The following is a 26,530-nucleotide window of genomic DNA, read 5'->3' as shown; positions in this document are numbered from 1 at the left end:
CTTAGAGCTGCACCTCCCGTTTCTGCAGGAATTTAACCTGGATGACCGTAATGATCAGAATAATCAGGAACAGGACCATGGCCAGCGCCGTGCCGAACCCTTGTCTGAGCTCCCCGAAGCCTACTTTGTAGATAATATAAGTTAATGTCTCCGTCTCAAAGCCCGGGCCGCCGTCGGTCATTACGGCAATCTGGTCAAATATCTTCAGCGCACTGATCATAGAGAGCACCATGCACACCGTCATCGAACCCGCAAGCAGCGGGAACGTAATATGCCGGAATTGCTGCCAGCCCCCTGCGCCGTCAATGCTGGCCGCTTCATTAAGCTCCTGCGGAATGCCCTGCAGTCCGGCCAGATAGATGATCATATAATAACCCGCGCCTTTCCAGACCGTTGACAGAATAATCGACAGCATAGCGTATTTCGGATTGCCCAGCCAGTCCACGATATAGTCGCCTAAACCGACGGAGGTCAGGATCTGGTTAAACACGCCGAAGTTGTAATTCAGAATCATTGCCCAGACAAAGCCCATGACAATCCCGCTGAGCAGGGTCGGGAAATAGAAGATACTTCTGAATAAATTGCGGAACCAGCGTACCTTGTCGACCATTAAGGCCATCGCGATTGCGGCAATGTTCTCAAGCAGTACTAGCGTAATTGTCATAACCAAAGTATTCTTCAGGGCGTTCTGCACCCTCGGACTCTGGAAGATCTCGACGAAATTGGCGAATCCGATATAACGGATATCGCTGCTGATCCCGTCCCATGAGGTGAAGCTTAAGTAGACGCTGCCTGCTGTAGGGACAATGACAAACAGTGTGTATAACAGGAATGACGGCAGGATGAACAACAACGCGTAGGACTGCCATTTTTTCTTTCTCTTGCCTGGCTTCTCTGCGGCTATCAATGACTTGTCTGTATTCACGACGGATGTAGCCATGATTCCTCTCCCCTCCCTGTGACGCGCTTGTCTAGATAAGGGAACCGCCTGCCGGAGCAGAGATTCCCTTCCTGCGCTTTGTATTTACAGTGAATTGGCTTTGACCTGATTGTCATATTCGGCATCGGCCTTCTTCATATATTCGGTTACGTCGGCATCGTTCACCACCATATCCTGAAGCAGCTTATAGTACCAGTTGCGGAATTGCGGAGGAATCAGATTATCGCCCCACCAGTTGTTGATGGCCAGAGACTTGGTGACACCTGTATCGGCAATAAGATCCAGTGCAACCTGCATTTGCTCGCTGGTCTCATAGGTAACTTTCTCTTTGGTGGAAGGAATGGCATTGATCGAAGCCAGATAGACCGAGTATTGCTCCGGTGCAAAGAAGAAGCGGATGAAGTCCTTGATCGCTGCCGTCTTATCGGCATCCTTAGCGGCATCCGCAGATAACGACCAGCCGGCCGGTGACGGCAGACCGATGACATTCACTTTACCTTCGCGGTCCGGGATCGCGTAGAAGCCAAATTCGAAGCCCGGATCAGCTTCAGCAATCTGGGTAAACATCCAGGTGCCGGAATACAGCTGTGCGGCTTTGCCGGATACCAGAATCGATGCGGTCTGATTATCTGCGGTGCTCAGCCAGCCTTTGTCCACATAGTTCTTGAACAGCTCTTTGAAATCTGTCATGCCCTGGACTACATCAGGATCTGCGAAGCTGACGGTCTTGGCCGTACGCTTGGAGTTCCAGTCCGGGTCTTTGCTGTAGACATCGTCAATCAGGAATTTATTGACCCAGAAGCCCATATGGAAGATATCCTTACCGCCTACTACCAGCGGGGAGATACCTGTAGCTTTCAATTTTTCCTGGATGGCAATGAACTCGTCATAGGTTTTGGGTAGCTCGGTGATCCCGGCGTCAGCATAAGCTTTTTTGCTGTAAATGATCCCTTGCGGTGCGTTGACCTGCATGGGAGCGTTCCATACTTTGCCGTCCACCTGCGGTGGCGATTCGAACAGATCCAGCAGATCGGCCGGAAGCTCGACAATTTTGCCGGCATCTGCGAATACCTGGGTGTCGCGCATTTCCACCAGATCCGGGAATTCTCCAACCGCATCCTTCGTCTTCAGCCAGTCCAGATAAGCCGCCGATGAGGTCTCGCTCAAGTCTTTAATGGTGACGTTAGGATTCGCTTCCATGAATTTCTTAACGGTATCGGCAATGGCTTTCTTGGTCGCCGGGTCACCTGACGCATAGCCGATAGTGAAGCTGACGTCCTTCTTCGCAGCATCAGTAGCTGGGGCATTCCCTGCCGGAGCTTCAGTCGCGGCTGTATTGCCGCCGCTGGCCGTGTTATTGTTATTTCCGCCGCATGCGGTGAGTACAGTGGTTGCTGCGAGCAGCATGACGGATAATTTCGTAATGGTGTTCTTCATATCCTGAGTAACCTCCCCTTGGGTATACAGCCCGGAAACTGCCGGCCCGATGTGCGCATCATCGCCCGTAAGCGTTTCCTTATGCTCCAAGAATAGCATTCCGCCCTCAGGGTTAGAATGAACTAATTTAAGAGGGATGTGCGGTAAATTTAAGAAGATGCACGTAATCCCCCGCCAAGGAGCACGTTTGCTTCGACGCTGACTCAAAAAAAACGAAGGTCCCGGAGACCTCCGTTCTTGCGCAGCTATCGTGTAATGTCACCGCCAGTATTCCTGTACCTGCCTGTCGTATTCATTATCGGCCCGCTTCATATATTCCAGTACATCCCCGTCCTTAACCACCATTTCCTGCAGCAGCTTATAGAACCAGTTACGGAACTGCGGCGGAATCAGGTTCTCGCCCCACCAGTTGTTGATCATCAGGGATTTGGTAACGGCCGGATCGGCCATCAGATCAAGCACCACCTGCATCTGTTCACCGGCTTCCCGCCTGAATTCCTGCCTGGTCGAAGGAACCGAATCGATCCGGCTCAGGAATGCGGCATAAGGCTCCGGTGAGAAAAAGAACCGGATGAAGTCTTCGATCGCCTGCTTTTTGAGCGGCTCCTTAACAGCCTGGGCAGACAGCGACCAGCCGGAGGGAGACTGCAGGCCGACCACATTCAGCTTCCCTTGACGGTCCGGCACAGCATAGAAGCCGAATTCGAAGCTGGGATCGGCTTCCTGGATCTGAGAGAACATCCAGGAGCCGGAGAACAGCTGGGCTGCCTTGCCCGAGACCAGAAGGGACGCCGTCTGGTTATCCCCTGTGCCCAGCCAGCCTGTATCCACATCATTCCTGAACAGCTGTTTGAAATCAGTCATGGCCTGGACTACATTGTCATCGGTGAAGCTAACCTCACCGGCCGTCCGCTTCGCGTTCCAGCCGGGATCGGCGGCATACACCTCATCAATCAGAAATTTATTAACCCAGAACCCCATATGAAAAATATCCTTCCCGCCAACAACGAGCGGGGTGATTCCGCTTGCCCGCAGTCTGTTCTGGATCTCCAGAAACTCCTCGTAGGTTGCCGGAAGCGTCTTAATGCCTGCCTCGGCATAAGCCTTCTTACTATAAATAATACCCTGCGGGGCAGAGACAAACAGCGGGGCATTCCATACCTTGCCGCCGATCCGCGGCGGCTGATCGAACAATTCCGCCAGCTCATCGGGGAGCGGAATGATTCTTTCCGCATCGGCGAAGGCCTCGGTATCCCTCATCTCTACCAGATCGGGGAACTCGCCCACGGCATCCTTAATCTTCAGCCAATCCAAATAAGCTGAGGAGCTTGTCTCACTGACATCCTGGACGATTATATCCGGATTGGCCTGCATGAAGGCCTTAATAGTATCCTCGATAGCCTGCTTTGTCGCCGGATCACCGGAGGCATACCCTATAGTAAAGCTTATTTTACCGCTCCCGGATGCTGTATCCGGGCGGCTCGCCTGATCCGCAGCATGGCTCTCTCCGATTTCCGTTGATCCGGCTTTACCTCCACAGCCGGACAGGATCAGCGCGGCGGCAAGCGGCACTAATGTTATTGTGATACCTGATCTTCTCCGCATTTGTACCCCCTGTGACCTTCTCATTCTTCGATAACCGGGAATGTCAGCGTAATGGAGGTCCCGATATGCTCTCTGCTGTTCACAGACAGGCCATACCCCTCCCCGAAGCTGGAGCGGATGCGCTCATGCACATTTTTCATGCCGACATTCTTGCTTGGTGCCTCCGGGTCTTCCAGAATCTTGTTCATGCGGGACAACGTCTCCCTGCTCATCCCCACTCCATCGTCATATATCGTAATCGCCAGCACCTGCTCTCTCCGTTCGACTGTAATGCCGACGGTTCCCTTTCCCTGCCCCCGCAGCCCATGCTGAACCGCATTCTCCACCATCGGCTGTAGAGACAGCTTCAGGATGGGCCAGTCCAGATTAACATCTTGGGCAATATCCAGATCCAGCTCGAAGCGGTTCTCATACCGCACAGAAATGATATAGAAGTAATTCTGCAGATGGGCGAGCTCGCTGGCAAGGCTTACACGGTCTTCCCCGTAATCAATGACATACTTCAGCTCATTGGATAACGCCAGAATCATATCCGCCACCTCGCCCGCTTCCTTATCCACCGCGTTCATCCGGATCACCTCAAGGGTGTTGTACAGGTAGTGGGGACGGATCTGGCTCTTCAGTGCGTTCAGCTCGGTCTGCTTCTGCTTGATCTGGGCCACGTAGGCCTCATCAATGTAGATCTGCAGCCGTTCTACCATCCGGTTGAACCCGTGGGCCAGCCTGCCCATCTCATCATTGCTGTTCACCGAGAGCTGGATATCCAGCTTGCCCGACTCCACCACGGCCATCTGCCGGATCAGCTCCCGGATGGGAGCGGCGAGACGTCTGGAGAACCAGGCCCCCATTACAATCATCACAAAGGCACAGATGCCGATAGCGATATATACCGTTGCCCGCGCCGACAGCAGCTGTTCGAACAGGTTGCCGCGGTGGATTTTGGCGATAACCTGGCCATTCAAAAAAGGGATCGGCTCACTGAGCACAATCTTCTCATGGTTCGTTGGATCAGCAGCTCCAGCCCCCGCCGCCCCGGCAGGCTGGTTGCTGAAATACGTCCGCCCCTCTCCGTCGAGCAGGTACAGCTCATCCTTCTCCCCGAGACTCAGCTCGCGGAAGAACTGCTGGAATAACGAGGTGTCGATATCGAGGAACAGCGTTCCGACTACCTTGGGCTCTTTGGTCACACGGCCGGAGGTATCAATCAGGCTGCGCCCGATCGTGAACACCCGGCGGTCCGAGCCATAGAAATAACTGTCCTGATGGGAAGGGAAGATAGCCACCTTCGCAGGATCACCCGCCATGGCGGACAGCCACTCCGCACTCGGAACCGTCTCCATATTCAGCGACCGGTTGCCGCGCTCCTGAACATACGTCTTACCGTCAGACTGGCGGATAAACTGGACACTGGAAATATAAGAATCACTGAACAGAACGGTCTTCAGGAAGGATTCTATCGGAATGGTGTTGATTCTCTCCAGCTCATTCACATTCTGTGTCTGATTCTGCGAATAGCTCTCAATGAACCCTTCATAACGGCCGGTATACATTAATTTGGATACTTCATTATACTGATTGAATGCCGAATTCAGATTATAGCTCATATAGAGTACCATTTGCTGCAGATTGCTGGTGGTATACCGCTCCACATAACCGGAGAAGGTCTGTACGGAGAAGAAGCTCAGCGCAAAGAGCGGAATCAGCCCGACCAGCAGGAAGGATGCAGAAAACTTTACGAAAATACTCTTCGGTCCCCGTCCCCAGACCGGTACGGGCCATCGTCTTTTCACTCTATGATCCCCCTCCCATCTGCTTAGTTCCTGACCGATTGCTTGTATTCCTGCGGCAGCTTGCCGAATTGCTTCTTGAACATGTCGCTGAAATGCCGTGCATTGTTGTAGCCGACCCGGTCGGCAATCTCGTAGACCATCAGATCACTCTGCAGCAGCAGCCGCTGCGCATGACCCATCCGCACTTCAGTAACATAATTCTTGAAGTTCTGGCCGGTATGCTTCTTGAAGAAGCTGCTGAAATAATAGGGATTCATATACACCATGGCGGCTATGGACTCCAGCGTAATATTCTCGGCATAATGCTCCTCCACATAGGTTTTTACCTGCGCAAGCTGCGGCATCTCCTTGCCGGAGATCCGGCAGCCCAGCTGCTCGGACATTTTGGACAGAACCGCTTCGAATTCCTGCTGCAGTACGCCGAAGGTCGGAGCATCCGCCAGCTTTTCCAGCAGCGGCTTCTCTCCCTGATTCAACAGCCCCGCATCTGCACCGAAGTCAGCCATATCCTGTTCGAGCTGGATCACGGCATTGTACACATAGGACACCGCCTGGTTCCGGCTATCTCCAGAGAGCAGACGCACGGTCTCCATCAGCTCACAGGTTAACACCATTAGCCGCTCCTTGTCGAGTGATTTGAGCGCTTCCGGTAGACTGCTCTGAATGGCAGCAAGTGCAGATACAGGTACAGCAGCCTCCATTGGTTCGGCGGGATAGGGAATCACCCGGTTCAATCCGGCAAAATATCTGAATCTTAGCGCTTTCAATGCAGACTGGTAGGAATCCGCCGCCTCTTCAATACCGCTGACCGGGCGGCCGATGCCTATTGAGACCTGCAGCTTCAGAAAGCTGTTGATTTTGTGATGCAGATCCTCCATTACTTGCTGCGGTTCATTCAGATGCTCATGCTGGAGCAGCACCCCGAAACGTTCTCCTTTGCGGAACACATACCCGTTGCCCCTGCTGTCCACCGTCTCCTTGATGATGTTCAGCAAAGCGAACTCCACCAGCTTGCGTTCCCGTTCCTCCCAGCGTGAAGGCTGGCCGCCGTATTCATCCGTCTCGATGACACATACGCTGGCATAGCGGGTAATCGCCGTGTTGCCCATCCGGGCAAGCGTAGCTGCCGCAGCCTTATTGCCGTCGGTCAGCTGCTCCAGCTGCTCCTCCACCGTAACAGACAGGTTCTTCCGCTCATAGGATTTGAGCATTTCCTTGTTGCGCTCTTCCTCGGATTCCTGGCGGATCACCGTAGCTGCGCGGATCACTACCTGCTCCAGCTGTCCCGTATTCACCGGCTTGACCAGATAATCCAGCGCCCCGTATTGTACCGCTTGCCGGGCATAACTGAATTCCTGATAGGCGCTGATAAAGACCACCTTGATCGGACGCCCGGAATGATGAATTTCACGGATAATATCAATACCGGAATACCCCGGCATGCTGATGTCACTGATAATCAGATCGGGATGGCAGCTCTCGATCATCGCCTTCAGCTCTATCCCGTCACATGCTTCCCCTACTATATTAAGCCCGAGGCTCTCCCAGGCTATGAGCTTCTTCAGCCCGCGCAGAATAACCGGCTCGTCATCCGCAAGCAGCACCCGTATCGTTCTGTTCATTGCTGCACCTCCGCATGGTTGTCATATATATTATTACAGGATAGCAGCTGTTTCAGTCTGTAATTCATCGCTCAAGAGATTCATCCAATTATACTGTATCATGATACCCCCGGCAGCCGGATGAAGATTTTTAAGAGGAAAGCGCAGTTTTTTAAGACAATTATGAAGCTGGGAACTCCCGCCGGACTCGTGGTACAATATCTGATATTATCCTCGGAAAAGTTGGTGAACGCTTGATCTATCTCATTAAATTCGTATACAGCTTCGTTCTGCCTCCCGGAATCTTCGTCCTGCTGCTGCTGGGAATGGTGGTCTGGCTGTGGAGAAGCAGCCGCCGTCCCGCGCTCGTGCTGCTGGGGGTTACTCTCCTGCTCTACCTGTCGATGACCTCTCTGGTCAGCGACACTCTGATCGGCAGCCTGGAGCGCAAGTACGCACAGCCTACCGCTGTGGAGGGGGATGTTATTGTCATCCTGGGCGGCGGGGCCACCTCCGGCACTCCGGATCTGGACGGACAAGGCAATATGTCCGGTCCGGCAGCGAACCGGCTGCTGGCTGCCGTCCGGCTGTACCGGCAGACGGGGCTGCCGGTTATTTTCTCCGGCGGACAGGTATTCGCCGACAGCGGGAACGAGGCGGATATCGCCCGGCGGCAGCTTATTGGCCTTGGCATCCCGGCAGAAGATATTCTGCCGGAGAACCGCTCGCTCAACACGGAGCAGAATGCGGTCAACACCGCTAAGCTCATGCAGGAGCATGGCTTCAGCCGTCCTGTGCTGGTCACCTCCGGCTTCCATATGCCGCGCAGCATGGTGCAGTTCAAGCACGCCGGGCTAACCCCGCAGCCATTCCCCGTGGATTACCAGGCCAGCCGCCCCATGTCCATCTACTTCAACAAGTTCACTCCGTCCGCCGGGGCCGTCTCCACTACCGGGCTGGCGCTGAAGGAGTATCTGGGGTTAATAGCCGCGAAGCTGCTGCCATAGCAGATTACCGGCAAATTTGCCAGTAGATCGTCAGATTTAAAAATAGTAAAACCACGTTGGGCTATAACTTACTTAGGGTTAGCCGTGAACCGGTGATAGGAGTTGCGATAGCCTTAATTGCAGTTTGTACAACTAAACCATCTGATGTAGAAGCAATTACCCGTTTAGTTGTATATCGTACACTTAAAGAGCTAGGTGCGCCTGATTCTGGCCTCTTTGGGCAGATTTAGTTGTACAGACTACAGTTATACTAGAAAAGTCTGCCTCTTGGCGGTTTTTAAGTGTACGTTCTACAACTATCCCAGTATCTTCACATGGAACTGAATACATCAATGGCTACATTGGATCATGAGTTCAGTACTATAACTCTGAAGAAAGTGAGGGACCCCTAACTGTGAAACCAGAAGATGAAGAAATCCTAACCGGCGGGAATGTGAATAGTATTATCCGCAAGGCAGACACCGTGCGCCGCCCTACAGGGTACTGGAGTTCTGCAATTCATGAATTGCTGCAACATTTGGAGCAACGGAATTTCGGGGGAGCGCCGCGGTTTCTCGGAATTGATGACTCCGGGCGCGAGATACTGACCTATATCGGCGGAGAGGTTCCGGGCAACGATTATCCTGAACTTCAGCCCTATATGTGGTCCGATGAGACATTGTCAGGTGTAGCACGTTTGTTACGCCGCTATCATGATGCCACTGAGGGATTTATGCCAAGTACACATGCAAAGTGGCAGCTCACCTATACCGGTACCGGAGCATATGAAGTCATCTGTCATAATGACGCTGCCTTGTACAATGTGGTTTTTCTGAATAACGCTCCAGTGGCGCTGATTGATTTCGACATGGCCGGACCCGGACCGCGAATGTGGGACATTGCCTACTCCCTATACACTTCAGTTCCACTCGCCAGCTTCGCACCTGATTATGCTTCAGAGTCTACGGCCCCCTACCGGTCAGAATGCCATGCGGCAGACCGCCGCCGGAGGATTCATTTGTTTTTTGAAGCTTATGGTATGCCTGCTCCGGGCGATCTGCACAGCTGGGTAACCGAGCGTTTGACAGCCATGTGCGTTACGCTGAAGAAGGGTGCCAAGGAAGGCAAACCTGCTTTTATAACAATGGTTAACGAAGGCCACCTGGCACACTATGAGCGTGAACTCCAATTTATAGCTGCCCACCACAGAGAATGGACTTAGCCTGGTGCTATCATAACGACAAAAAGCCGGAACCCTACACACCAGGTCCCGGCTTTTTGCTCGATTACTGCTCTTTGATGAGGTCCGTAAACACAGCAGACACCACGCCTGCCAGCAGCTTAGGCTCAAGCTCCATTTGTACGCCGATCCGGCCTGCGCTGACAGCAATGGTCTGTAATTCCTCCGCGCTGCTGTGAATGAACGTAGGATACAGCTTTTTCATGCCAACGGGCGAACAGCCCCCGCGCACATAACCTGTCCACTTCAGCAGCTCCTTCAACGGGAGCATCTCGATCTTCTTCGCTCCGGCGGCTTTGGCTGCCTTCTTCAGATCAAGCTCTTCCGCCACCGGAATGACAAAGACATAGGGCTGCGGCCCGCTATGCGAGACCAGCGTCTTAAAAACAACCTCAGCCGGAAGGCCGACTCTCTCAGCAACAGCACTTCCGTGAATCTGACCGTCCTCATGATCATAGGTATGAATGACATATCCGGCCTTAAGGGCATCAAGCATGCGCATGGCATTGGTCTTGTTCACTTGCATATCCTGCTACCTCCAAGCAAATCTCCGGCGCACCGAAGCTCTTCACTCCCCGGCATGACCTGCCGTCAGCGGCTAGTCGCGGGGATAATTCACCTGCATAATATCCATGAATGGAACCTTCACAATCTCTTCGTTCGTTCTGAGGTGTACCTTGCCGGTCCGTGAGTCCATCTCTACAATCACTCCGCGTACCTCTTCTTCCTTCCCCCAGACCGTCAGCAGAATCTCGGAATCCTCCTGTTTCGCCTCCACCAGCTGATTGCCCAGCTCTTCAAGCACGAATTCGTCGCGGGTTGGACGTTTTGCCACTTTTGCCTTCGCCACACTTTGCCTCCAGTAAGCCATTACAAATTTATGATACTTCCGGGTGTAAATGCTCCCGTATATTATACCATTAGTTGTTCAAAAGCGCTGCCCCCGCTATGCCGGGATGGGTCATTTCATACGGGTCCAGGATCAGATTCAGCTCTTCCTCGCTGAGGACATTGTACTTCAGGCACAACGCCCGCACGGATTCACCGGTCAGAATCGCTTCTCTGGCAATCCGCGACACCACCTCATATCCCAGATGCGGGTTCACGGCGGTAATAATGCCGACACTCTGCTCCACCTCACGCTGCAGCTTCTCCTGATTGGCCACGATGCCGGCCAGACAATAATCCGTGAAGACCTTGAAGGAATTATTCATGATGCTGATCGACTGGATCAGGTTGAACACCAGCACCGGCTCCATTACATTCAGCTCCAATTGACCGGCCTGGGAAGCCAGGCAGATCGTATGGTCATTGCCGATGACCTGAAAAGCGACCTGATTGATCACCTCAGCCATAACCGGATTCACCTTGCCGGGCATGATGGAAGAACCGGGCTGGCGGGCCGGAAGCGTAATCTCATTGAAGCCGGAGCGCGGGCCGGAGGCCATCAGCCGCAGATCGTTGGCGATTTTGGACATATTCATCATGCAGACCTTCAGCGCTGCCGACACCTCGGTGTAGGCATCCGTATTCTGCGTTGCGTCCACCAGATGCTCAGCACTCACCAGCGGCAGTCCGCTAATCTCGGCAAGCACCTCCACCACCCGCTCGATATAACGCGGATCAGCATTCAGTCCGGTACCGACCGCTGTCGCCCCCATGTTCACCTGATAGAGATGATACCGGGTATGCTCGATCCGCTGAATATCACGCTCCAGCACGCGGCTGTACGCCTCGAATTCCTGGCCCAGACGGATCGGCACCGCATCCTGAAGATGGGTCCGGCCCATTTTGATCACAGGATCGAATTCAGCGGCTTTCTGCAAAAACATACCGTGCATATTCCGCATAGTCACCAGCAGCTGCTCCAGCAGAGAGAGCGTGGCGATATGGATCGCCGTCGGAAAAGCATCGTTCGTCGACTGCGCCATATTGACATGCGTGTTCGGACTGAGCTGCAGATAATCACCTTTGTCGCGGCCCAGCAGCTCCAGCGCGCGGTTCGCAATCACTTCGTTGGCATTCATATTCAGCGAAGTGCCTGCGCCGCCTTGAATCGGGTCCACGATGAACTGGTCGTTCCACTGTCCGGAAATCACCTCATCCGCCGCCGTCACAATTACGTCACCCAGACCTTTGTAGAGCCGTCCGATTTCCATATTGGCGAGCGCTGCTGATTTTTTGACGATGCCCATGGCCTTGATCAGCTCATCATGCACCCGGTAGCCGGTAATCGGGAAATTCTCTACCGCGCGAAGCGTTTGTATCCCGTAATAGGCGTGTTTCTCCACCTGTTTGCTGCCCAAAAAATCCTTTTCCAGACGATATTCCATCTCCGTCATTACTGCTCCCCCCATGTCTTTAGCAGATTGCCTGCTGCATAGTAGTCCTTCTATTCTTACCTCGCAGCCATAAAGATATGAACTTTGTCGCTGCACAATGCGCCGTAAGGCTCCAGCCTCTGTGGATAGCGCAAAGAACCCGGCAGCATCACTTAACCCCCGGGCTCTTTACATTGTAGCTTAAATTTGAGATTGTTCCAATCAGATGTTGAACGTATAATGCCCGAACGATACCGTTGCGCCATTTATCAGTGCCTGAGCCGGCGTACTTCCATCGGTGCTGAGCTGTAAAAGCGTACTGCCGGTCCATGAGGTATACTCTGCAGACAGCACTTCTCCCGCTGCAAAAACAGGTGCCCGATGGACCGCAGCCGCAGCAAATTCCTCTAATCCGCTTATTCCCAGCCCGGCGGCCTGGTCCAGACTGAGCGCCTCAACAACGACTCCGCCAGGCATGTCTGCGCTGGTCACTTCCAGGTAAGTCTGCCGTTCCAGCAGCTTATATTCATGCGATAAATAGACGGCAAAATATACATTACCTGCATAACCGAACAGTGCCCGGGGCTGTCTGATCCATTCGCCTAAGGGCAGCACGCCTACAACCGCTGTATCCTCTCCCTCTGGAACCGGGAACAGCGACATGATGGTGTTCTTATGATACAGCACTTCCATATAGGGACTCTGGTGCCGGGGATCGCCGGGCTGATATCCTTGCCCCGGATGGAAGAAGTATAGCCGGTTCACGCCTTCCGCTGCGCCGACCGGCAGCGAGAATGCCCAGCGCAGCTGCTCATTGTCAAATTCCTCTACCCGCTCCCACATTCCGCCTGCCGCGTAATCCCGGGTGATATAAGCATAAGAATGAAGCGTGGGCTGCACTTCCTGATTTCCGGCAACCGCTTTTTCGGTTTGCTTGAACACCTCTACGGCGCTCTTGCGGTTCAGCGCGGCAGACAAGGCCTGCTCCGGTGCCTCGTAGAAGAGGAAGCCGGCATATTCGGTACGCGGCATCTCGCCGCCGGGCAGCTCGAAATCCCCGAACTGTACATAATCATGCAGCACGTTGCCATCTGCCGGAACATCATGCGGCCACCCCCGGGAATGGGCACCTGCCCAGGCGCCCTTCAGGTACCACTGGCTCCGTTCGGTCCAGAGGAAGTCCAGCATTTCCCCAAGTGTAGCCTTCAGGCTGCTGTCCTCTTCAAGCTCCCAGGCGCAGGTGAACGCCTGCACCCAGTGCCAGAACCACGGCAGGCTGCCGTATTCCGGCATTCCCTTCGCACGGATATGCGCCAGTGTCATCTCCAGGCTGTGCCGGCCGTCTTCCCGCAGCTCATGATCCTCAAACAGCTTGCCGAAGATTAGCTTGGCTGCCGTATATTTCGCTTCATGATGGCCGAAGGTCAGCACCGGCTTGCGGAAGAAGCCGCTGCGGTAGATATGCCCGATGGCCGTATGGAACGCCACACGCAGTCCTGCACTGAACTGTGCGGAATATTGCTTGCAGAACCAGACCATCAGACTGCCCATGATCTCAACCGGCAGCTCATGCGGTGCAGCTTCCCGGGGAACCGGGCTCAGACCCAGCGGCCAGTGTCCATACAGCTTCGTCCCCGGCTGGCGGTTCTGCAGCAGAACCGTCTCCAGCAATACAGCCTCCGCCTTGCGCTTGGCATCCTCCCGGCCGAACGGCAGCTCCATAGTATGATCCGCCGCAGCGGCAAATAAATAAGAAGCATAATAGAAGTTGTTCCGCACATCATCCTGGAACCAGAGTCCGCTATCCAGCAGCGGACGGCGCTGCGCCTCCACAGCGATTGAATACACAATCTGCCGCTGGCGTATTGTAGAAGAAGTCTCATTCTGAAGCCTGTCTGCCATGTCTCTCACCCTCCGTAGTGATATATCTATATGCTGAATCCCCAGCACATCCCTTGCTTTCCAGCTCTATTCTGCACGCTTTCTGTTCATATGGCAATCTCTCTGGCCTATAAATAAACTAAAATAAACGTACTAAAAAAGATTATCCCTTGCTAAATGAACGTAAATGGATTAAATTGTACCTATACGAACGAAAATATGTTTTCTAAGGAGACTGAATATTCGATGGAAAGACGTTTTGCATCACATCCGAATGAAGTTAAGCAGTTTGACACTGAGCGCCTGCGCAAGGAGTTCCACATTCCGGTTATTTTTGCTCCAGATGAGCTGAAGCTTGTGCTCACCCATGAAGACCGCATGATCGTCGGCGGTGCGAATCCGGTGAACGGGGATGTGGTCCTGACTACAGACCTCAAAGAGCTTGGAGTAACTTATTTCCTGGAACGCCGCGAGCTGGGTATCATCAATGTCGGCGGCAAGGGTTCGGTTGTTGTTGACGGGACTGAATATGAAGTTGATTTCAAGGAATGCCTGTATGTGGGCCAAGGTGCACAGGATGTTATTTTCAAAAGCGCGGACAGCGCCAAACCGGCGAAGTTCTACCTGAATTCCGCTCCGGCGCATCAATCCTACCCGACTACGAAGACCACGCTGGCTGAATCCGAATCCGGTGCCATGGGCGGCCTTGAGAATTCCAATGAGCGTACGATTCACCGCTTCATCCACACGAACGGAGTGCAGAGCGCGCAGCTAGTGATGGGAATGACCCAGCTTAAGCCGGGCAGCATGTGGAATACGATGCCATCCCATACTCACCCGCGCCGGATGGAAGCCTACTTCTATTTCGATCTGCCGGATGACTCGATTGTGTTCCATCTGATGGGCGAACCTACAGAAACCCGCCACATCGTTATGCATAATGAACAGGCAGTGATCTCCCCAAGCTGGTCTATTCACAGTGGTGTGGGCACTCATAACTATACTTTCATCTGGAGCATGGCCGGTGATAATAAGCGTTACGATGATATGAACCCCGTAGGTATGAAGGAATTACAATAGTATCAAATCAACTACGGAAAGATGAGGCAGGCGGATGAACCCGATACGGCGGCACGAGATGATTATGGAAGTTATGCTGAACCAGAAGGATGTAACAGTGAACGAACTGAGCGACAAGCTCCAGGTCACCGGCAAAACGATCCGCGAGGACTTAAGCAAGCTGGAGGAGCAAGGGCTGATCATGCGTGTACACGGCGGTGCTGTGCTGGCACAGAGCGATCAGTTCGGAATTCTGCCAATGCGTAACCCGCTGGATAAATATTCCGAGGAGAAAACGGAGATTGCACTCCGCGCGCTGGCACATATCGCTCCGGATGACATCATTGCACTGGACGGCGGCAGCACCACGCTTGAGATTGCCCGGCGGCTGGACAATATGCCCCTTACGGTGATTACCAATGATGTATATATCATCAGCGAGCTGGTTCCCAAAGACAACATACGTCTGGTCGTTCCCGGCGGTTACCGTGTCCGCAATATGCTGGCCGGTCCCGAAGCTGTCTCCTATGTGCAGAAGCTTAATATTCAAAAAGCTTTTCTCTCGGCCACAGCCGTTCATATCGAGCATGGACTCTCCATCTATACCGGAGATTTAATTGATTTCAAACAGGCGCTGGTATCCACCGCCCGTCAGGTGTTCGCCGCCTGCGATCATCACAAATTCGGACAGACTGCACTCCGTACCTTCGCTTCCCTGCAGGAAGTGGACGTGCTGCTGACGGACAGCGGGCTTGCCCGGGAGACCGCAGAGCTGTTCCGCCAGGCCGGCGTCACCATCGAGTGCGGCTAATTACAAAGCAGCTCAAAGGAGAGAATAATTATATGTCATCTTTATTCAGCTTGGCAGGTAAAACAGCAATCGTAACAGGTGCGGCCCAGGGTCTTGGACAAGGCATTGCCATCGCCTTTGCAGAGGCTGGCGCTGATGTCGTTTGCGTCTCGCTTAATGCAAGTGATGAGACCGTAGCAGCCGCTGAAGCTTTTGGCGTCAAAGCGCTTAGCATCGCCACTGACCTGAGCGAACATTCCGGGCTTCAGGCCATGTTCGATGAAGCCGTTGCCTTCACTGGCAAAGTAGATATTCTGGTGAACTGCGCGGGCATGATCCGCCGGACTCCAGCCAAGGACCACAGCGAAAAAGACTGGTTCGACGTCATCAATCTCAACCAGAATACCGTATTCCTGCTGTCCCAGATCGCAGGCCGCCACTTCCTCGCAAGAGGCAACGGCAAAATCATCAACATCTGCTCCATGCTCTCTTACCAGGGCGGCATCAACGTACCAGGCTACACTGCAAGTAAACATGCCGTAGCCGGTCTGACCAAAGCCTTCGCGAATGAATGGGCAGGTTCCGGCCTGAACATCAATGCTATTGCCCCGGGATACATGGCTACGGAGAATACCGCGCCGATCCGTGCCGATCAGAGCCGTTCCGACTCCATCCTTGACCGTATACCAGCCGGACGCTGGGGAACTGCCGAAGATGTGAAGGGCCCTGCTGTGTTCCTGGCCTCTGCTGCTTCCGACTATCTGAACGGCCATATTCTGAACGTGGACGGCGGCTGGTTGGCCAGATAACCAATAATTCGGCTTGTTCCACCTAAAGTGGTAGTAAGCGCCATATATATAAACCGGGCGCATACAGATATAAGTTCACATCCTTAGGTGCGGCTGTTCAGAGCAGCCGCCAGACACAGCAACCCCCGGATGCTTCGGCATCCGGGGGTTGCTGTATGCTCAGGCCTGACCGTCACTGAACACGATGAATTCATTGGGATTCGAACGGATGTACCCGGCTATGATCTGAAGACTATGCGTAGTAAGCTCCTTATACTGTGAATAGAGCCTGTTAACCGCCTCAAGCAGCTCTGCATCCTTTTCCAAATCTGTTATCGCTGCCTCGCCCCAGTCCGCGCCTGTCCGCTGATTCCTCGCCTCAAAGAGCTCTTTCGACTCCTCAAGCAGATTAACCAGCTTATCATCTCCAAAAAACTGTAGTCCCTCCAGCACACTGCTCCAATACCCCGGCTGATCCAGCAGATAGCAGATCCAGGCGTAGTATTCTTCTGCCGACTTGGAACTGTGGCCATATAGAATCCGGAACATGCAGAGAGCCCTTTGCCCTCTCCCCAGCTGTGCGATGGCTTCATTCTTCACCGCCGGTGATTTCGCGCGGATCTTCATGAACGTTGGTTCCATGCAGGCCCAGCCCAGCCTTTCATCAACTAGCGAATTGAATATTTCACGTTCCATTGTTACAGGTATCATTAATTCCTCTCCTTGTCCGACAACCGGAGTCGGCTGATTCTCGCTCAACCTCCCCGTACTCCCATACGGTGAACCGGCTGATCCTCAGCGCATTTTCTAGCAGCTCAAAAGCCGTAAAGGCCGGCAGAGCAAAGATAATTCCGGTCAATTTAGCATAAGCAAATATTTCTTCGTTTGCCTCTCCCGGAGCCAGAATACCGGTCTGCTATCCGATCTGCCTTCCTTCTGGATATTACTGTAATTCATTGTTTATGGTAAACTTTTTAAAATATAACGTCAATCTCTATAGTATGCCGTAGTTAAACAATCCAACGGGAACAAAGGAGCTTCTATATGATTGAAGAAATAGTAACTACTTTTGATGAGCAAGGCAATATCACGGGGACTGCATCACGCGATGAGGTGCACCGCCGCGGCCTCTGGCACGAGACCTTTCACTGCTGGTTTGTCGGCAGGCAGCAGGGGGAGCTGAGCATTTATCTGCAGCTGCGAAGCCAGCAGAAAAGAGATTACGCCGGCCTGCTTGACATTACGGCTGCCGGGCATCTGATGGCTCATGAGACTGTGGAGGACGGGGTCCGTGAGGTGCAGGAGGAGCTGGGAATACCGCTTGCTTTTGCCGAATTGAAGCCGCTTGGGATCATCCCCTACCAGATGGACAGCGCCGGATTTATCGACCGGGAAAGGGCACATGTATTTGTCTATGAGAACAGGTACGGCTTCAGCGATTTCATACTGCAACAGGAAGAGGTAGCCGGGATCGTGCAGGCCCGCTTCGCTGACTTCCGCAGCTTCATTACCGGAGCCAGCCGCAGCCTTCATGTGAACGGCTTCCGGGTCACCGGGAGCGGCGAACAGGTCGAGCTAGACGAGCAAGTCGACTTCTCACAGCTCGTACCGCATGAGCGGGATTACTTCGTGCGGGTAATTGAGGGCATTGAAGCTATTTATGGCTGAATTCGGCCGGAACCTGTAGCTTTTAAGGCGACCTCACCATTCTCCATTCGCCTACTTCTGACGGCATCCAGCTTAATGAGGTGCACTTCTGCTCTTCATTGGCTCATTTAGCTCGCGTCTGGCGTAATGAGGTGCACTTTTGCTCTTCTTTGGCTCATTTAGCTCGCGTCCGGCGTAATGAGGTGCACTTTTGCTCTTCTTTGGCTCATTTGGCTCGCGTCCGGCGTGATGAGGTGCACTTCTGCTCCTCATTGGCTCATTTGGCTTGGGTCCAGTGTAATGAGGTGCACTTTTGCTCTTTTTTGGCTCATTTGGCTCGCGTCCGGCGTAATGAGGTGCACTTCTGCTCTTCATTTGCACCTTCAGTCCCCATCCAGTGAACATTTACGGGTCACTACTGAAACAGAAGGATTTGTCCCTTTCATTTCTTCGTGCCGCCTACTTCTGGCGGAATCAGAGGGATTTTTCCCTTTCATTTCCCCATACCGCCCACTTCTGGCGGAATCAGAGGGATTTGTCCCTTTCATTTTCTTGTGCCGCCTACTTCTGGCGGAACCAGAGGGATTTATCCCTTTCATTTTCCCGTGCCGCCCACTTCTGGCGGAACCAGAGGGATTTATCCCTTTCATTTTCCCGTGCCGCCCACTTCCGGCGGAATCAGAGGGATTTATCCCTTTCATTTCCTCGTGCAGCCTACTTCTGGCGGAACCAGTGGGATTTTTCCCTTTCATTTCCTCGTACCGCCTACTTCCGGCGGAATCAGAGGGGTTCATCCCTTTCATTTCTTCGTGCCGCCCACCTTCGGCGGAATCAGAGGGATTTATCCCTTTCATTTCCCCGTCATTTTCCCATGCCGCTCACTTCCGGCGGAACCAGTGGGATTCTTGCGATATCATAATTCGCTGTACAATGCGAAAAAGGCAGAATCCCACTCAGCGGGTTCTGCCTTTTCAACTTACTATTTACTTCAAGTCCAATTTAGACCTTCGCGCTCGCGCGCTTCAGGATAGCAAGTCCGTTCACTGCCAGCTTCAGCTCAGCTGGAGCCGCAGCGCCGGATTCCACATCCGTATAGGCCTGTCCATCCAGCGTTACGACTTGCTCGTTGCCGCTGAAATTCTGCACGAATACATAATCATGCTCGCCGTCACTGCGCAGCTGAGCCGTTACTCCTGTAGGAAGCTCAGTGTTCAATGTGCGGCTGATCCGCTCTTTTCCGGTAATCGCAGCGTACAGATCCACATAGAACTGCGGGTCCTTCACACGTGTCGCCAGATGATAGGCTTTGCCTGCTCCCAGCTTGTTCACTGTCAATGCCGGACGGCCGGCGTAGAAGTCACTGCGGTAATGCCCAAGCGCTTCAGCGCCTTCCAGATGGATCAGCTCGGCGATCTCATGCGCATCGTATTCACCGGCCAGCTTCAAGTTGTTGCCAGGGTCCATTACAAGGCCATTCAGATCACGGCTGTGCAGCCCCTCTGTCTCTTCGGCCCAAATACCCAGTGTTCTGCGCAGCGGTCCAGGGAAGCCGCCCAGGTGACACAGATCGGTCTCGCCCACGACTCCCGACCAATACGTAGCGAGGAAGGTGCCGCCCTGCTCCACGTATTTCTCGATCCGCTTCCCGTTCTCTTCGCTGATCAGGTACAGCATTGGAGCAATCACCAGCTTGTAGCCGGACAGATCATCGCCTGAACCCACCACATCTACCGGAATCCCCAGCTCCCACAGTCCCCGGTAATGCTGAAGCACGGTTTCTTCATATTTGAGGCCCGAGTTGCGGATGCCCTGCGCATCCTTGACCGCCCAGCGGTTGTCCCAGTCGAACAGGATCGCCGTCTCGGCAGGTGTCGTTGTGCCCACTACATCCTCCAGCCCGGCCAGTGTGCGGCCAACCTCCGCCACATCTCTGAATACACGGGTCTCCGAATGTCCGCTGTGGTCGACTACGGCGCCGTGGAATTTCTCGCTGGAACCGCGGCTTTTACGCCACTGGAAGTACTGCACAGAGTCAGATCCATGTGCTACTGCCTGAAGCGAAGACAGCTTGTGCATCCCCGGGCGCTTCAGCTTGCTGACAATCTGCCAGTTCGTGAGAGACGGTGTGCTTTCCATCAGCAGGAACGGTTTGTTTTTGAAGCTGCGGTACATATCGTGGTGCATCGCTGTCCATGCGGCCAGACGGGAATCATCATCGTCCTCGGTGTAACCCCAGTCCGGGTAAGCATCCCAGGAGACTACATCCAGAATCTTGGCCATATTGCGGTAGTCCACACCGTCGATCATATGCATGTTGGTCGTCACCGGCAGTTCAGGATTGAAGCTGCGCACGGCGTCGATCTCATGCTGGCAGAAGTTGATGGTCTGATCACTTACGAACCGGCGCCAGTCCAGATTGAGACCATGAACCTGTGTCTCTCCGTGCGGAGCAGGGGATTCAATCTGTTCCCACGAGGTATACGTATGGCTCCAGAAGGTGGCCCACCAGGCGTGGTTCAGCTCATCCAGACTTCCCTTATACTTCACCTTGAGCCAATCTCTGAAAGCATTCTGACAGTAATCACAGTGGCATTCGCCGCCGAATTCATTGGAAATGTGCCAGCCGATAACCGCCGGGTGATGCGCATAACGCTCAGCCAGCTTGGAGTTGATCAGCGCTGTTTTGTCACGGTAGACCGGAGAAGTGAAGCAGTGATTATGACGGACGCCGTGCAGATTGCGCACCCGGTTCCGTTCAACCCGCAGCACTTCAGGGTACTTCTCGGACATCCATGCCGGACGTGATCCGCTTGGCGTAGCCAGGAAAGCGTAAATTCCGTTGTCGGCAAAACGGGCCAGCAGCTGGTCCATCCATTCAAAGGTAAATACCCCTTCTTCAGGCTCCAGCGAAACCCAGGAGAAGATCCCCACTGACATTACATTGCAGCCTGCCAGCTTCATCAGGCGGATATCCTCCTGCAGCACCTCAGGATATTTCAACCATTGCTCGGGATTATAGTCGGCACCGTGAAGCATCACAGGAGCCTTGCTGCTGATTGCAGGAACTTTGCTGCTCATCTAATTACATCCTCTCGTCTGTACGTTATGTTAGAATGGGACTTTTAACGGATACAATTTCTCCGCTTGCTCTGTCCCTTGGACTTACAACCGTTTATACTATTTATAATATAGGATAATCTGAGATCAATGGTAGGATAATAATAGCGTTTGCATAGCACAAAATGAATATGAGGTGTTCACATGCTCCCCTTCTCCCTAATAGAAATGCCGCGCAACCTGAGCGCTTACCCCCTATATCCTTATTCCGTCGGCCGTCATATCCAGTATCACCACGTGCGGCCTGCCGGATTCCCGGTGCATCAGATATTTCTGATCCGCAGCGGAAGCGGACGGTTCCGTGACCTGGAGGACGGCACCGAGACGGTATTGCAGCCGGGCATGGCTTATACCTTTCCGCCTGACCGCGGACATGAATATCATCCGTTGTCCCATGAGCCGTGGCATGTAGGGTTCATCGGATTCCATGGCAGCCAGGCCGCCGGTGTCCTGGAAGGACTCGGCCTGCTGCCCTCCGCCCTGTTCCATCCTGAACGGTTCGAGGAGTGCTGGGATATGCTCGGCGGGATCTGGCATTCGGTGAACGGCAGCAGCACAGGACGCCAGGAGGATCAATCGGTGCAGCAGGATCTGTCGGTCACTCTATACCGGCTGCTTCTGATGCTGCGCAGAAGTGAGACCTCCGCTGGTGCGGCAACCCGGCTGGAGAACCAAAATGTACGCAACGATGCGCTGAATAAAGCGGTCAGCCTGATCAACGAGCATTTCACCGAGCCGCTGCTGATCACCAATCTTGCCGCTGCTGTGGGCTATTCCGTCCAGCATTTCCAGCGCCTGTTCCTGCAGGAATACGGGATGACTCCCCATAAGTATCTGCAGAATCTGCGGCTCCAGCGTGCCATGCAGATGCTGACCGAGGACCCCGAGCGTCCTGTGCAGGATATCGCCCTGAACCTCGGAATGGAGACCAATTACTTCATCCGGGTCTTCCGGAAGGCTCACGGGGTAACACCCGGAGTGATGAGAAGCCGGCTGCACAGGAGCACAGAATGACAGTCCGGAAGCCATCATAGCTCTGCAAGCCATTTATATCCCCCCTGTGCCGCTATCCTTTCCCGCTGCCTAACCAAACTAGCAGGAGGCTTCGCACGCATTTCGCGACGGCTCCCCTGTCCGTTCAATATTGTTGTTCTAATTGCAACCTTGACCCCTGAATATCAGGGTGTTCAAGAGGATTGTTGCCCGAAATGCAGGAATATTACTTCATCCGGGTCTTCCGGAAGGCTCACGGGGTAACACCCGGAGTGATGAGAAGCCGGCTGCACAGGAGCACAGAATGACAGTCCGGAAGCCATCATAGCTCTGCAAGCCATTTATATCCCCCCTGTGCCGCTATCCTTTCCCGCTGCCTAACCAAACTAGCAGGAGGCTTCGCACGCATTTCGCGACGGCTCCCCTGTCCGTTCAATATTGTTGTTCTAATTGCAACCTTGACCCCTGAATATCAGGGTGTTCAAGAGGATTGTTGCCCGAAATGCAGGAATTGTACTGCTCAGCCGCCTGAAGGCCGGGATATTCTGCTTTTCGTGCAACATTTTCTATTTGGTTCGAACGAGTGAGGAGATGTTGCCATATAGGCAGGAATCCCACAAAGTCACCGCTAATTCTTATGCAAAACTCCTAAGCACTGCTGGTATGGCGCAAAAAAACAGCTGAGGCAGACTTCCCAAGAAGTCCTGACCGCAGCTGTTTTTCTGCATTCCCCCTGCCTATACCGCCGCAAACTGGCTATTATACAGCCGGGCGTAGTAGCCTCCGCTCTCCAGCAGCCCGTCATGTGTTCCGCTCTCCACGATATCTCCATCCTTCATGAACAGAATGAGGTCCGCCTCACGGATCGTTGACAGCCGGTGGGCAATGACGAAGCTGGTCCGCCCGGTGATCATCGCCAGAAAAGACTTCTGTATCCGCGCTTCAGTCAGCGTATCAATACTGCTGGTGGCCTCATCCAGAATGAGCATCGGCGGATCGACCAGCATGACGCGGGCAATGGTGAGCAGCTGCTTTTGCCCTTGGGAGAGATTGTCTCCCGAGGTGCTGATTCTGGTGTTATACCCCTCGGGCAGCCGTTTGATGAAGCTGTGCGCATTCGCAGCCTTGGCCGCAGCAATAACCTCAGCTTCTGTTGCATCCGGCTTACCGTAGGCAATATTCTCACGGATGGTGGCTCCGTACAGCCAGGTTTCCTGCAGCACCATCCCGAAATTACGCCGCAGACTGTCCCGGGTGATGGAAGTGATATCTACTCCGTCAATCCGGATCGTTCCGCTATCTACCTCATAGAAGCGCATCAGAAGGTTAACCAGCGTGGTCTTGCCCGCCCCGGTCTGGCCGACGATCGCCACGCGTGTACCCGGCTTCACCTCCAGGCTGAAATTCTTGATCAGCGGGCGCTCCGGTGTATAGGCGAAGCTTACCTTGTCGAAGGTGATTGTTCCCCGGCTGTTCTCCATCACATAGGCATCCGGCTGGTCCGGGGCCTCCTGCGGGAGATCCAGAATACTGAAGATACGCTGCGCTGAAGCTGTTGCGGACTGCAGCTGCGTGATCACCCCGGTGATCTCATTGAACGGCTTCGCGAACAGACTGGAATAGATCAGGAAGCTGGACAGATCCCCTACAGAGAACAGGTCTCCGATAACAAGCACACTCCCGATCATCGCAATCAGTGAGAAGGTGATATTGTTAACAAGGCGGGTCGTCGGGTTAGAGAGCGAGCCATAGAACTGTGATTTCGTCCCTGTCTCGTACAGCTCATTATTGCGCTCTGCAAAACCCGCAAAGGAGCGCTCCTCGTAATGATAGGCCTGCACCACCTTCTGCCCGCCGATAATTTCCTCCACATAACCGTTCAGGCCGCCGAGAATTTTGGCCTGCTCCCGGAAGAGCTGCTGGGAGCGCATCGTAATGAAGCGGGCGACGAAAAAGGTCGCCGGTGCAGAGAGCAGCACCACCAGCGTCATTACCGGACTGATATAGAGCATCAGGCCGATGGCTCCGGCAATAGTGACGATCCCGGTCAGCAGCGTGGAAAAGCCCTGCAGCAGCCCGTCAGAGACGGCATCCATGTCGTTCACGAACCGGCTGATGCTATCGCCCTGAGGATGATTGTCATGGAATTTCAGCGGCAGCGCGTCCAGCTTGTCGAACAGCTCCCGGCGCAGATCATATACCGTCCGGAAAGCCAGTTTGTTCGTGTAGTAAGTGAGCAGCCAGCCGAAGAAGCTGCCTATCAGATAGACCGCACCCAGGATCAGCAGCAGACGCAGAATCTCCGGGAAGTTCACCTGATCAGGCCCGATCATATGGTCAATCGCGCGGCCTATTAACAGCGGTCCGATCAGGCTGGCAACCACACTCAGAATGGCGCAGATGATCGCTCCGAAGGTTATTTTTCTATATTGGCGGGTATAGTCAAACAGGCGTTTCCAGGTCATAGTAGTGTTCATTGTACAGCCTCCTCACTTGAGAGCTGGGACATGCAGATTTCCTGATAGACCCCGCAGCTCTCCAGCAATTCCCTATGACTGCCGATTCCGGCAATCCGCCCTTCATCAAATACAATAATCTGATCCGCCTGCTTGACCGTGCTCACCCGCTGGGACACAAGCAGAACGGTCATCTCCCCGCTGTTCTCGTTCAGCGCACGGCGCAGGGCTGCATCCGTGGCGAAATCCAGGGCACTTGAGGAATCATCCAGAATCAGGATCGGCGGACGGCCTACCACGGCGCGGGCAATGGTCAGCCGCTGCTTTTGTCCACCGGACAGATTATGTCCTCCTCGGGCGACAAGCGTATCCAGCCCCTCCGGCAATCTGGTGATGAACTCTTCAGCCTGGGCCACCGCCGCTGCGCTCATCATCTCGTCCCGGGTAGCGGATGCTTTCCCCCAGCGGATATTATCGGCAATCGTGCCGGTGAACAGCACTGCCTTCTGCGGTACAATGCCGATTCTGCTGCGCAGCTGCTCCAGCCGGTAATCCCGTACATTTACACCTTCGACCCTGATTTCCCCTTCCACGGCATCATAGAAGCGCGGAATCAGATTCACGAAGGTCGTCTTACCTGAGCCGGTGCTGCCGATCAACCCAACCGTCTGCCCCCGCTGGATATCCACGGAGATGTTCTCCAGTGCCCGTTCACCGGTGGTGTTATAACCGAAAGAGACATTACGGAAGGAAATGACCGGTGCCGCGTCATCCCGCTTAACAGCAGGTGCATCAGCAGGCACTTCAGCAACCGATGCTGTCATGGCCAGCACCTCATTGATGCGGTTCGCAGACGACGAGGCTTTGGTGAACAGGATCACCAGATTGGACACCACTATCAGTGCCAGCAGGATCTGGGTAACATAGTTAATGAATGCAATAATCTCACCCTGCGATAGTCCCCCGGCTTCAATATGAATGCCGCCCACCCATAGAATAGCAATGATCGCCGTATTTACTACCAGTGTAGTCATCGGTCCCAGCCAGGCGGATATCCGCCCGACTCGAATGGCTGTCTGCGTCAGATCCTCAGAGGCTTCATTGAAGCGCTGCTTCTCGCGGCGGCTCTCGGCGAAGGCCCGGATGACCCGGATTCCCGACAGATTCTCGCTGAGCACCAGTGCCAGCCGGTCCAGCTTCCCCTGATATTTGCGGTACATCGGGGAGCTGCGCGTAATGATGAAGTACAGAATGACTCCGAATACCGGAGTAGCTGCAATCAGGATAAGCGACAGCCGGAAATCGAGAATCATCGCCATAATGATGGCACCGATGCAGATGAACGGCGCACGGATCACCAGCCGGATCAGCATGGCTACTGCCACCTGCAATTGGTTAACATCATTTGTAATCCGGTTAATCAGCGAAGGGGTACCGATAATATCCAGCTCGGCATACGACAGTGAAGAGATATGCTTGAACATTGTATTGCGCAGTGAAGTCCCGAAGCCCTGCGAGGCCCGCGCCGCATAATATTGGCATACCATTGAGCAGCCGAAGCCCAGGATAGCCATCAGCACCATCAGCGACCCCATCCGGTAGACATAAGCGCTGTCCTGCTTGCCAATTCCGTTATTGATAATCAAGGCCACAATCGTGGGCAGCAGCAGTTCGAGAATGGCCTCCAGCAGCTTGAAGATCGGTCCGATTGTCACTTCTTTTTTGTACGGTTTCAAGAAAACAGCTATTTTGTGCACAATAATCCTCACCTAACTTAGCGTAGTATGTAATCCCGCTTGAAAATAACACAAGACCCGTTATGATTATGTCATACCTGCTTACATATTAATAATATTGGTTTCGTATCTATCCCATACGT

The 26,530-nt window shown here is 53.7% G+C and carries 20 protein-coding genes; 7 read left to right on the top strand and 13 right to left on the bottom strand.

Going from position 1 to position 26,530, the window contains the following annotated elements; translation table 11 throughout:
* Position 1: 1 nt before the first annotated feature.
* The 5 genes from HQN87_RS13160 to HQN87_RS13140 form a co-directional block, all read right to left on the bottom strand.
* Positions 2-940 (bottom strand): carbohydrate ABC transporter permease, encoded by a 939-nt coding sequence (locus tag HQN87_RS13160; protein ID WP_173133506.1) that lies wholly within the window; start codon positions 938-940, stop codon positions 2-4.
* An 84-nt stretch (positions 941-1,024) separates the two neighbouring features.
* Complete coding sequence (locus HQN87_RS13155) at positions 1,025-2,377, bottom strand: ABC transporter substrate-binding protein (RefSeq protein WP_173133715.1); 1,353 nt, start codon at positions 2,375-2,377, stop codon at positions 1,025-1,027.
* 258 nt (positions 2,378-2,635) lie between these two features.
* Positions 2,636-3,982 (bottom strand): ABC transporter substrate-binding protein, encoded by a 1,347-nt coding sequence (locus HQN87_RS13150; RefSeq protein WP_173133504.1) that lies wholly within the window; start codon positions 3,980-3,982, stop codon positions 2,636-2,638.
* A gap of 20 nt (positions 3,983-4,002) precedes the next feature.
* A complete protein-coding gene (locus HQN87_RS13145; protein ID WP_173133501.1) occupies positions 4,003-5,772 on the bottom strand; it encodes a cache domain-containing sensor histidine kinase in 1,770 nt (589 codons plus the stop codon).
* A 23-nt stretch (positions 5,773-5,795) separates the two neighbouring features.
* Entirely contained in the window at positions 5,796-7,394 is a 1,599-nt protein-coding gene (locus tag HQN87_RS13140) for a response regulator (protein WP_173133498.1), read from the bottom strand.
* A gap of 233 nt (positions 7,395-7,627) precedes the next feature.
* Between HQN87_RS13140 and HQN87_RS13135 the strand changes: the two genes are divergently transcribed.
* Together HQN87_RS13135 and HQN87_RS13130 are read left to right on the top strand one after the other, a co-directional pair.
* On the top strand, positions 7,628-8,380 hold the full coding sequence (locus HQN87_RS13135; protein ID WP_173133495.1) for a YdcF family protein: 753 nt from the start codon (positions 7,628-7,630) through the stop codon (positions 8,378-8,380).
* A 394-nt stretch (positions 8,381-8,774) separates the two neighbouring features.
* Positions 8,775-9,581 (top strand): phosphotransferase, encoded by an 807-nt coding sequence (locus tag HQN87_RS13130; protein WP_173133492.1) that lies wholly within the window; start codon positions 8,775-8,777, stop codon positions 9,579-9,581.
* A 64-nt stretch (positions 9,582-9,645) separates the two neighbouring features.
* Here HQN87_RS13130 and ybaK read toward each other — a convergent pair whose 3' ends face one another.
* The 4 genes from ybaK to HQN87_RS13110 all read right to left on the bottom strand — a co-directional run bounded on the left by ybaK (position 9,646) and on the right by HQN87_RS13110 (position 13,822).
* Positions 9,646-10,125, bottom strand: coding sequence for a Cys-tRNA(Pro) deacylase (ybaK, locus tag HQN87_RS13125; RefSeq protein WP_173133488.1), 480 nt, complete (start codon positions 10,123-10,125; stop codon positions 9,646-9,648).
* 72 nt (positions 10,126-10,197) lie between these two features.
* On the bottom strand, positions 10,198-10,470 hold the full coding sequence (locus tag HQN87_RS13120) for a YolD-like family protein (protein ID WP_216857271.1): 273 nt from the start codon (positions 10,468-10,470) through the stop codon (positions 10,198-10,200).
* Positions 10,471-10,519: 49 nt separating this feature from the next.
* Positions 10,520-11,941 (bottom strand): aspartate ammonia-lyase, encoded by a 1,422-nt coding sequence (gene aspA, locus HQN87_RS13115; protein ID WP_173133469.1) that lies wholly within the window; start codon positions 11,939-11,941, stop codon positions 10,520-10,522.
* A gap of 201 nt (positions 11,942-12,142) precedes the next feature.
* The gene (locus HQN87_RS13110; protein WP_173133466.1) at positions 12,143-13,822 is read right to left on the bottom strand and encodes a hypothetical protein; all 1,680 of its coding nucleotides are present in this window, start codon (positions 13,820-13,822) and stop codon (positions 12,143-12,145) included.
* A gap of 225 nt (positions 13,823-14,047) precedes the next feature.
* On the opposite strand from HQN87_RS13110, the gene kduI reads away from it, so the two are divergent.
* The 3 genes from kduI to kduD are packed head-to-tail and all read left to right on the top strand — an operon-like array spanning position 14,048 to position 16,459.
* Entirely contained in the window at positions 14,048-14,881 is an 834-nt protein-coding gene (kduI, locus tag HQN87_RS13105; protein ID WP_173133463.1) for a 5-dehydro-4-deoxy-D-glucuronate isomerase, read from the top strand.
* Between the two features lie 34 nt (positions 14,882-14,915).
* Positions 14,916-15,671, top strand: a complete 756-nt coding sequence (locus HQN87_RS13100) for a DeoR/GlpR family DNA-binding transcription regulator (RefSeq protein WP_173133460.1) — start codon at positions 14,916-14,918, stop codon at positions 15,669-15,671.
* Between the two features lie 32 nt (positions 15,672-15,703).
* Positions 15,704-16,459, top strand: a complete 756-nt coding sequence (kduD, locus tag HQN87_RS13095) for a 2-dehydro-3-deoxy-D-gluconate 5-dehydrogenase KduD (RefSeq protein WP_173133457.1) — start codon at positions 15,704-15,706, stop codon at positions 16,457-16,459.
* Between the two features lie 159 nt (positions 16,460-16,618).
* On the opposite strand, the gene HQN87_RS13090 is transcribed toward kduD, so the two are convergent.
* Complete coding sequence (locus tag HQN87_RS13090) at positions 16,619-17,149, bottom strand: DMP19 family protein (protein WP_173133454.1); 531 nt, start codon at positions 17,147-17,149, stop codon at positions 16,619-16,621.
* Positions 17,150-17,482: 333 nt separating this feature from the next.
* Here HQN87_RS13090 and HQN87_RS13085 point away from each other — a divergent pair, with 333 nt between their 5' ends.
* The gene (locus tag HQN87_RS13085) at positions 17,483-18,106 is read left to right on the top strand and encodes an NUDIX hydrolase (protein WP_173133451.1); all 624 of its coding nucleotides are present in this window, start codon (positions 17,483-17,485) and stop codon (positions 18,104-18,106) included.
* A 978-nt stretch (positions 18,107-19,084) separates the two neighbouring features.
* On the opposite strand, the gene HQN87_RS13080 is transcribed toward HQN87_RS13085, so the two are convergent.
* Positions 19,085-21,163 carry a beta-galactosidase gene (locus HQN87_RS13080; RefSeq protein WP_173133448.1) on the bottom strand — a complete coding sequence of 693 codons (2,079 nt, stop codon included), beginning with the start codon at positions 21,161-21,163 and terminating at the stop codon, positions 19,085-19,087.
* A 207-nt stretch (positions 21,164-21,370) separates the two neighbouring features.
* Here HQN87_RS13080 and HQN87_RS13075 point away from each other — a divergent pair, with 207 nt between their 5' ends.
* Complete coding sequence (locus HQN87_RS13075) at positions 21,371-22,216, top strand: AraC family transcriptional regulator (RefSeq protein ID WP_254075475.1); 846 nt, start codon at positions 21,371-21,373, stop codon at positions 22,214-22,216.
* Positions 22,217-22,932: 716 nt separating this feature from the next.
* Here HQN87_RS13075 and HQN87_RS13070 read toward each other — a convergent pair.
* Both HQN87_RS13070 and HQN87_RS13065 read right to left on the bottom strand, forming a co-directional pair.
* Entirely contained in the window at positions 22,933-24,672 is a 1,740-nt protein-coding gene (locus HQN87_RS13070) for an ABC transporter ATP-binding protein (protein ID WP_173133443.1), read from the bottom strand.
* Complete coding sequence (locus tag HQN87_RS13065; RefSeq protein WP_173133440.1) at positions 24,669-26,408, bottom strand: ABC transporter ATP-binding protein; 1,740 nt, start codon at positions 26,406-26,408, stop codon at positions 24,669-24,671. Before HQN87_RS13065 ends, HQN87_RS13070 begins: the two co-directional genes overlap by 4 nt.
* Positions 26,409-26,530: the final 122 nt, after the last annotated feature.

This window comes from Paenibacillus tritici, from assembly GCF_013204885.1.
GTDB lineage: Bacteria > Bacillota > Bacilli > Paenibacillales > Paenibacillaceae > Paenibacillus_AQ > Paenibacillus_AQ tritici.
The sequence above is the reverse complement of the archived record's forward strand: the minus strand, read 5'-3'. Positions and strand labels throughout refer to the sequence as shown.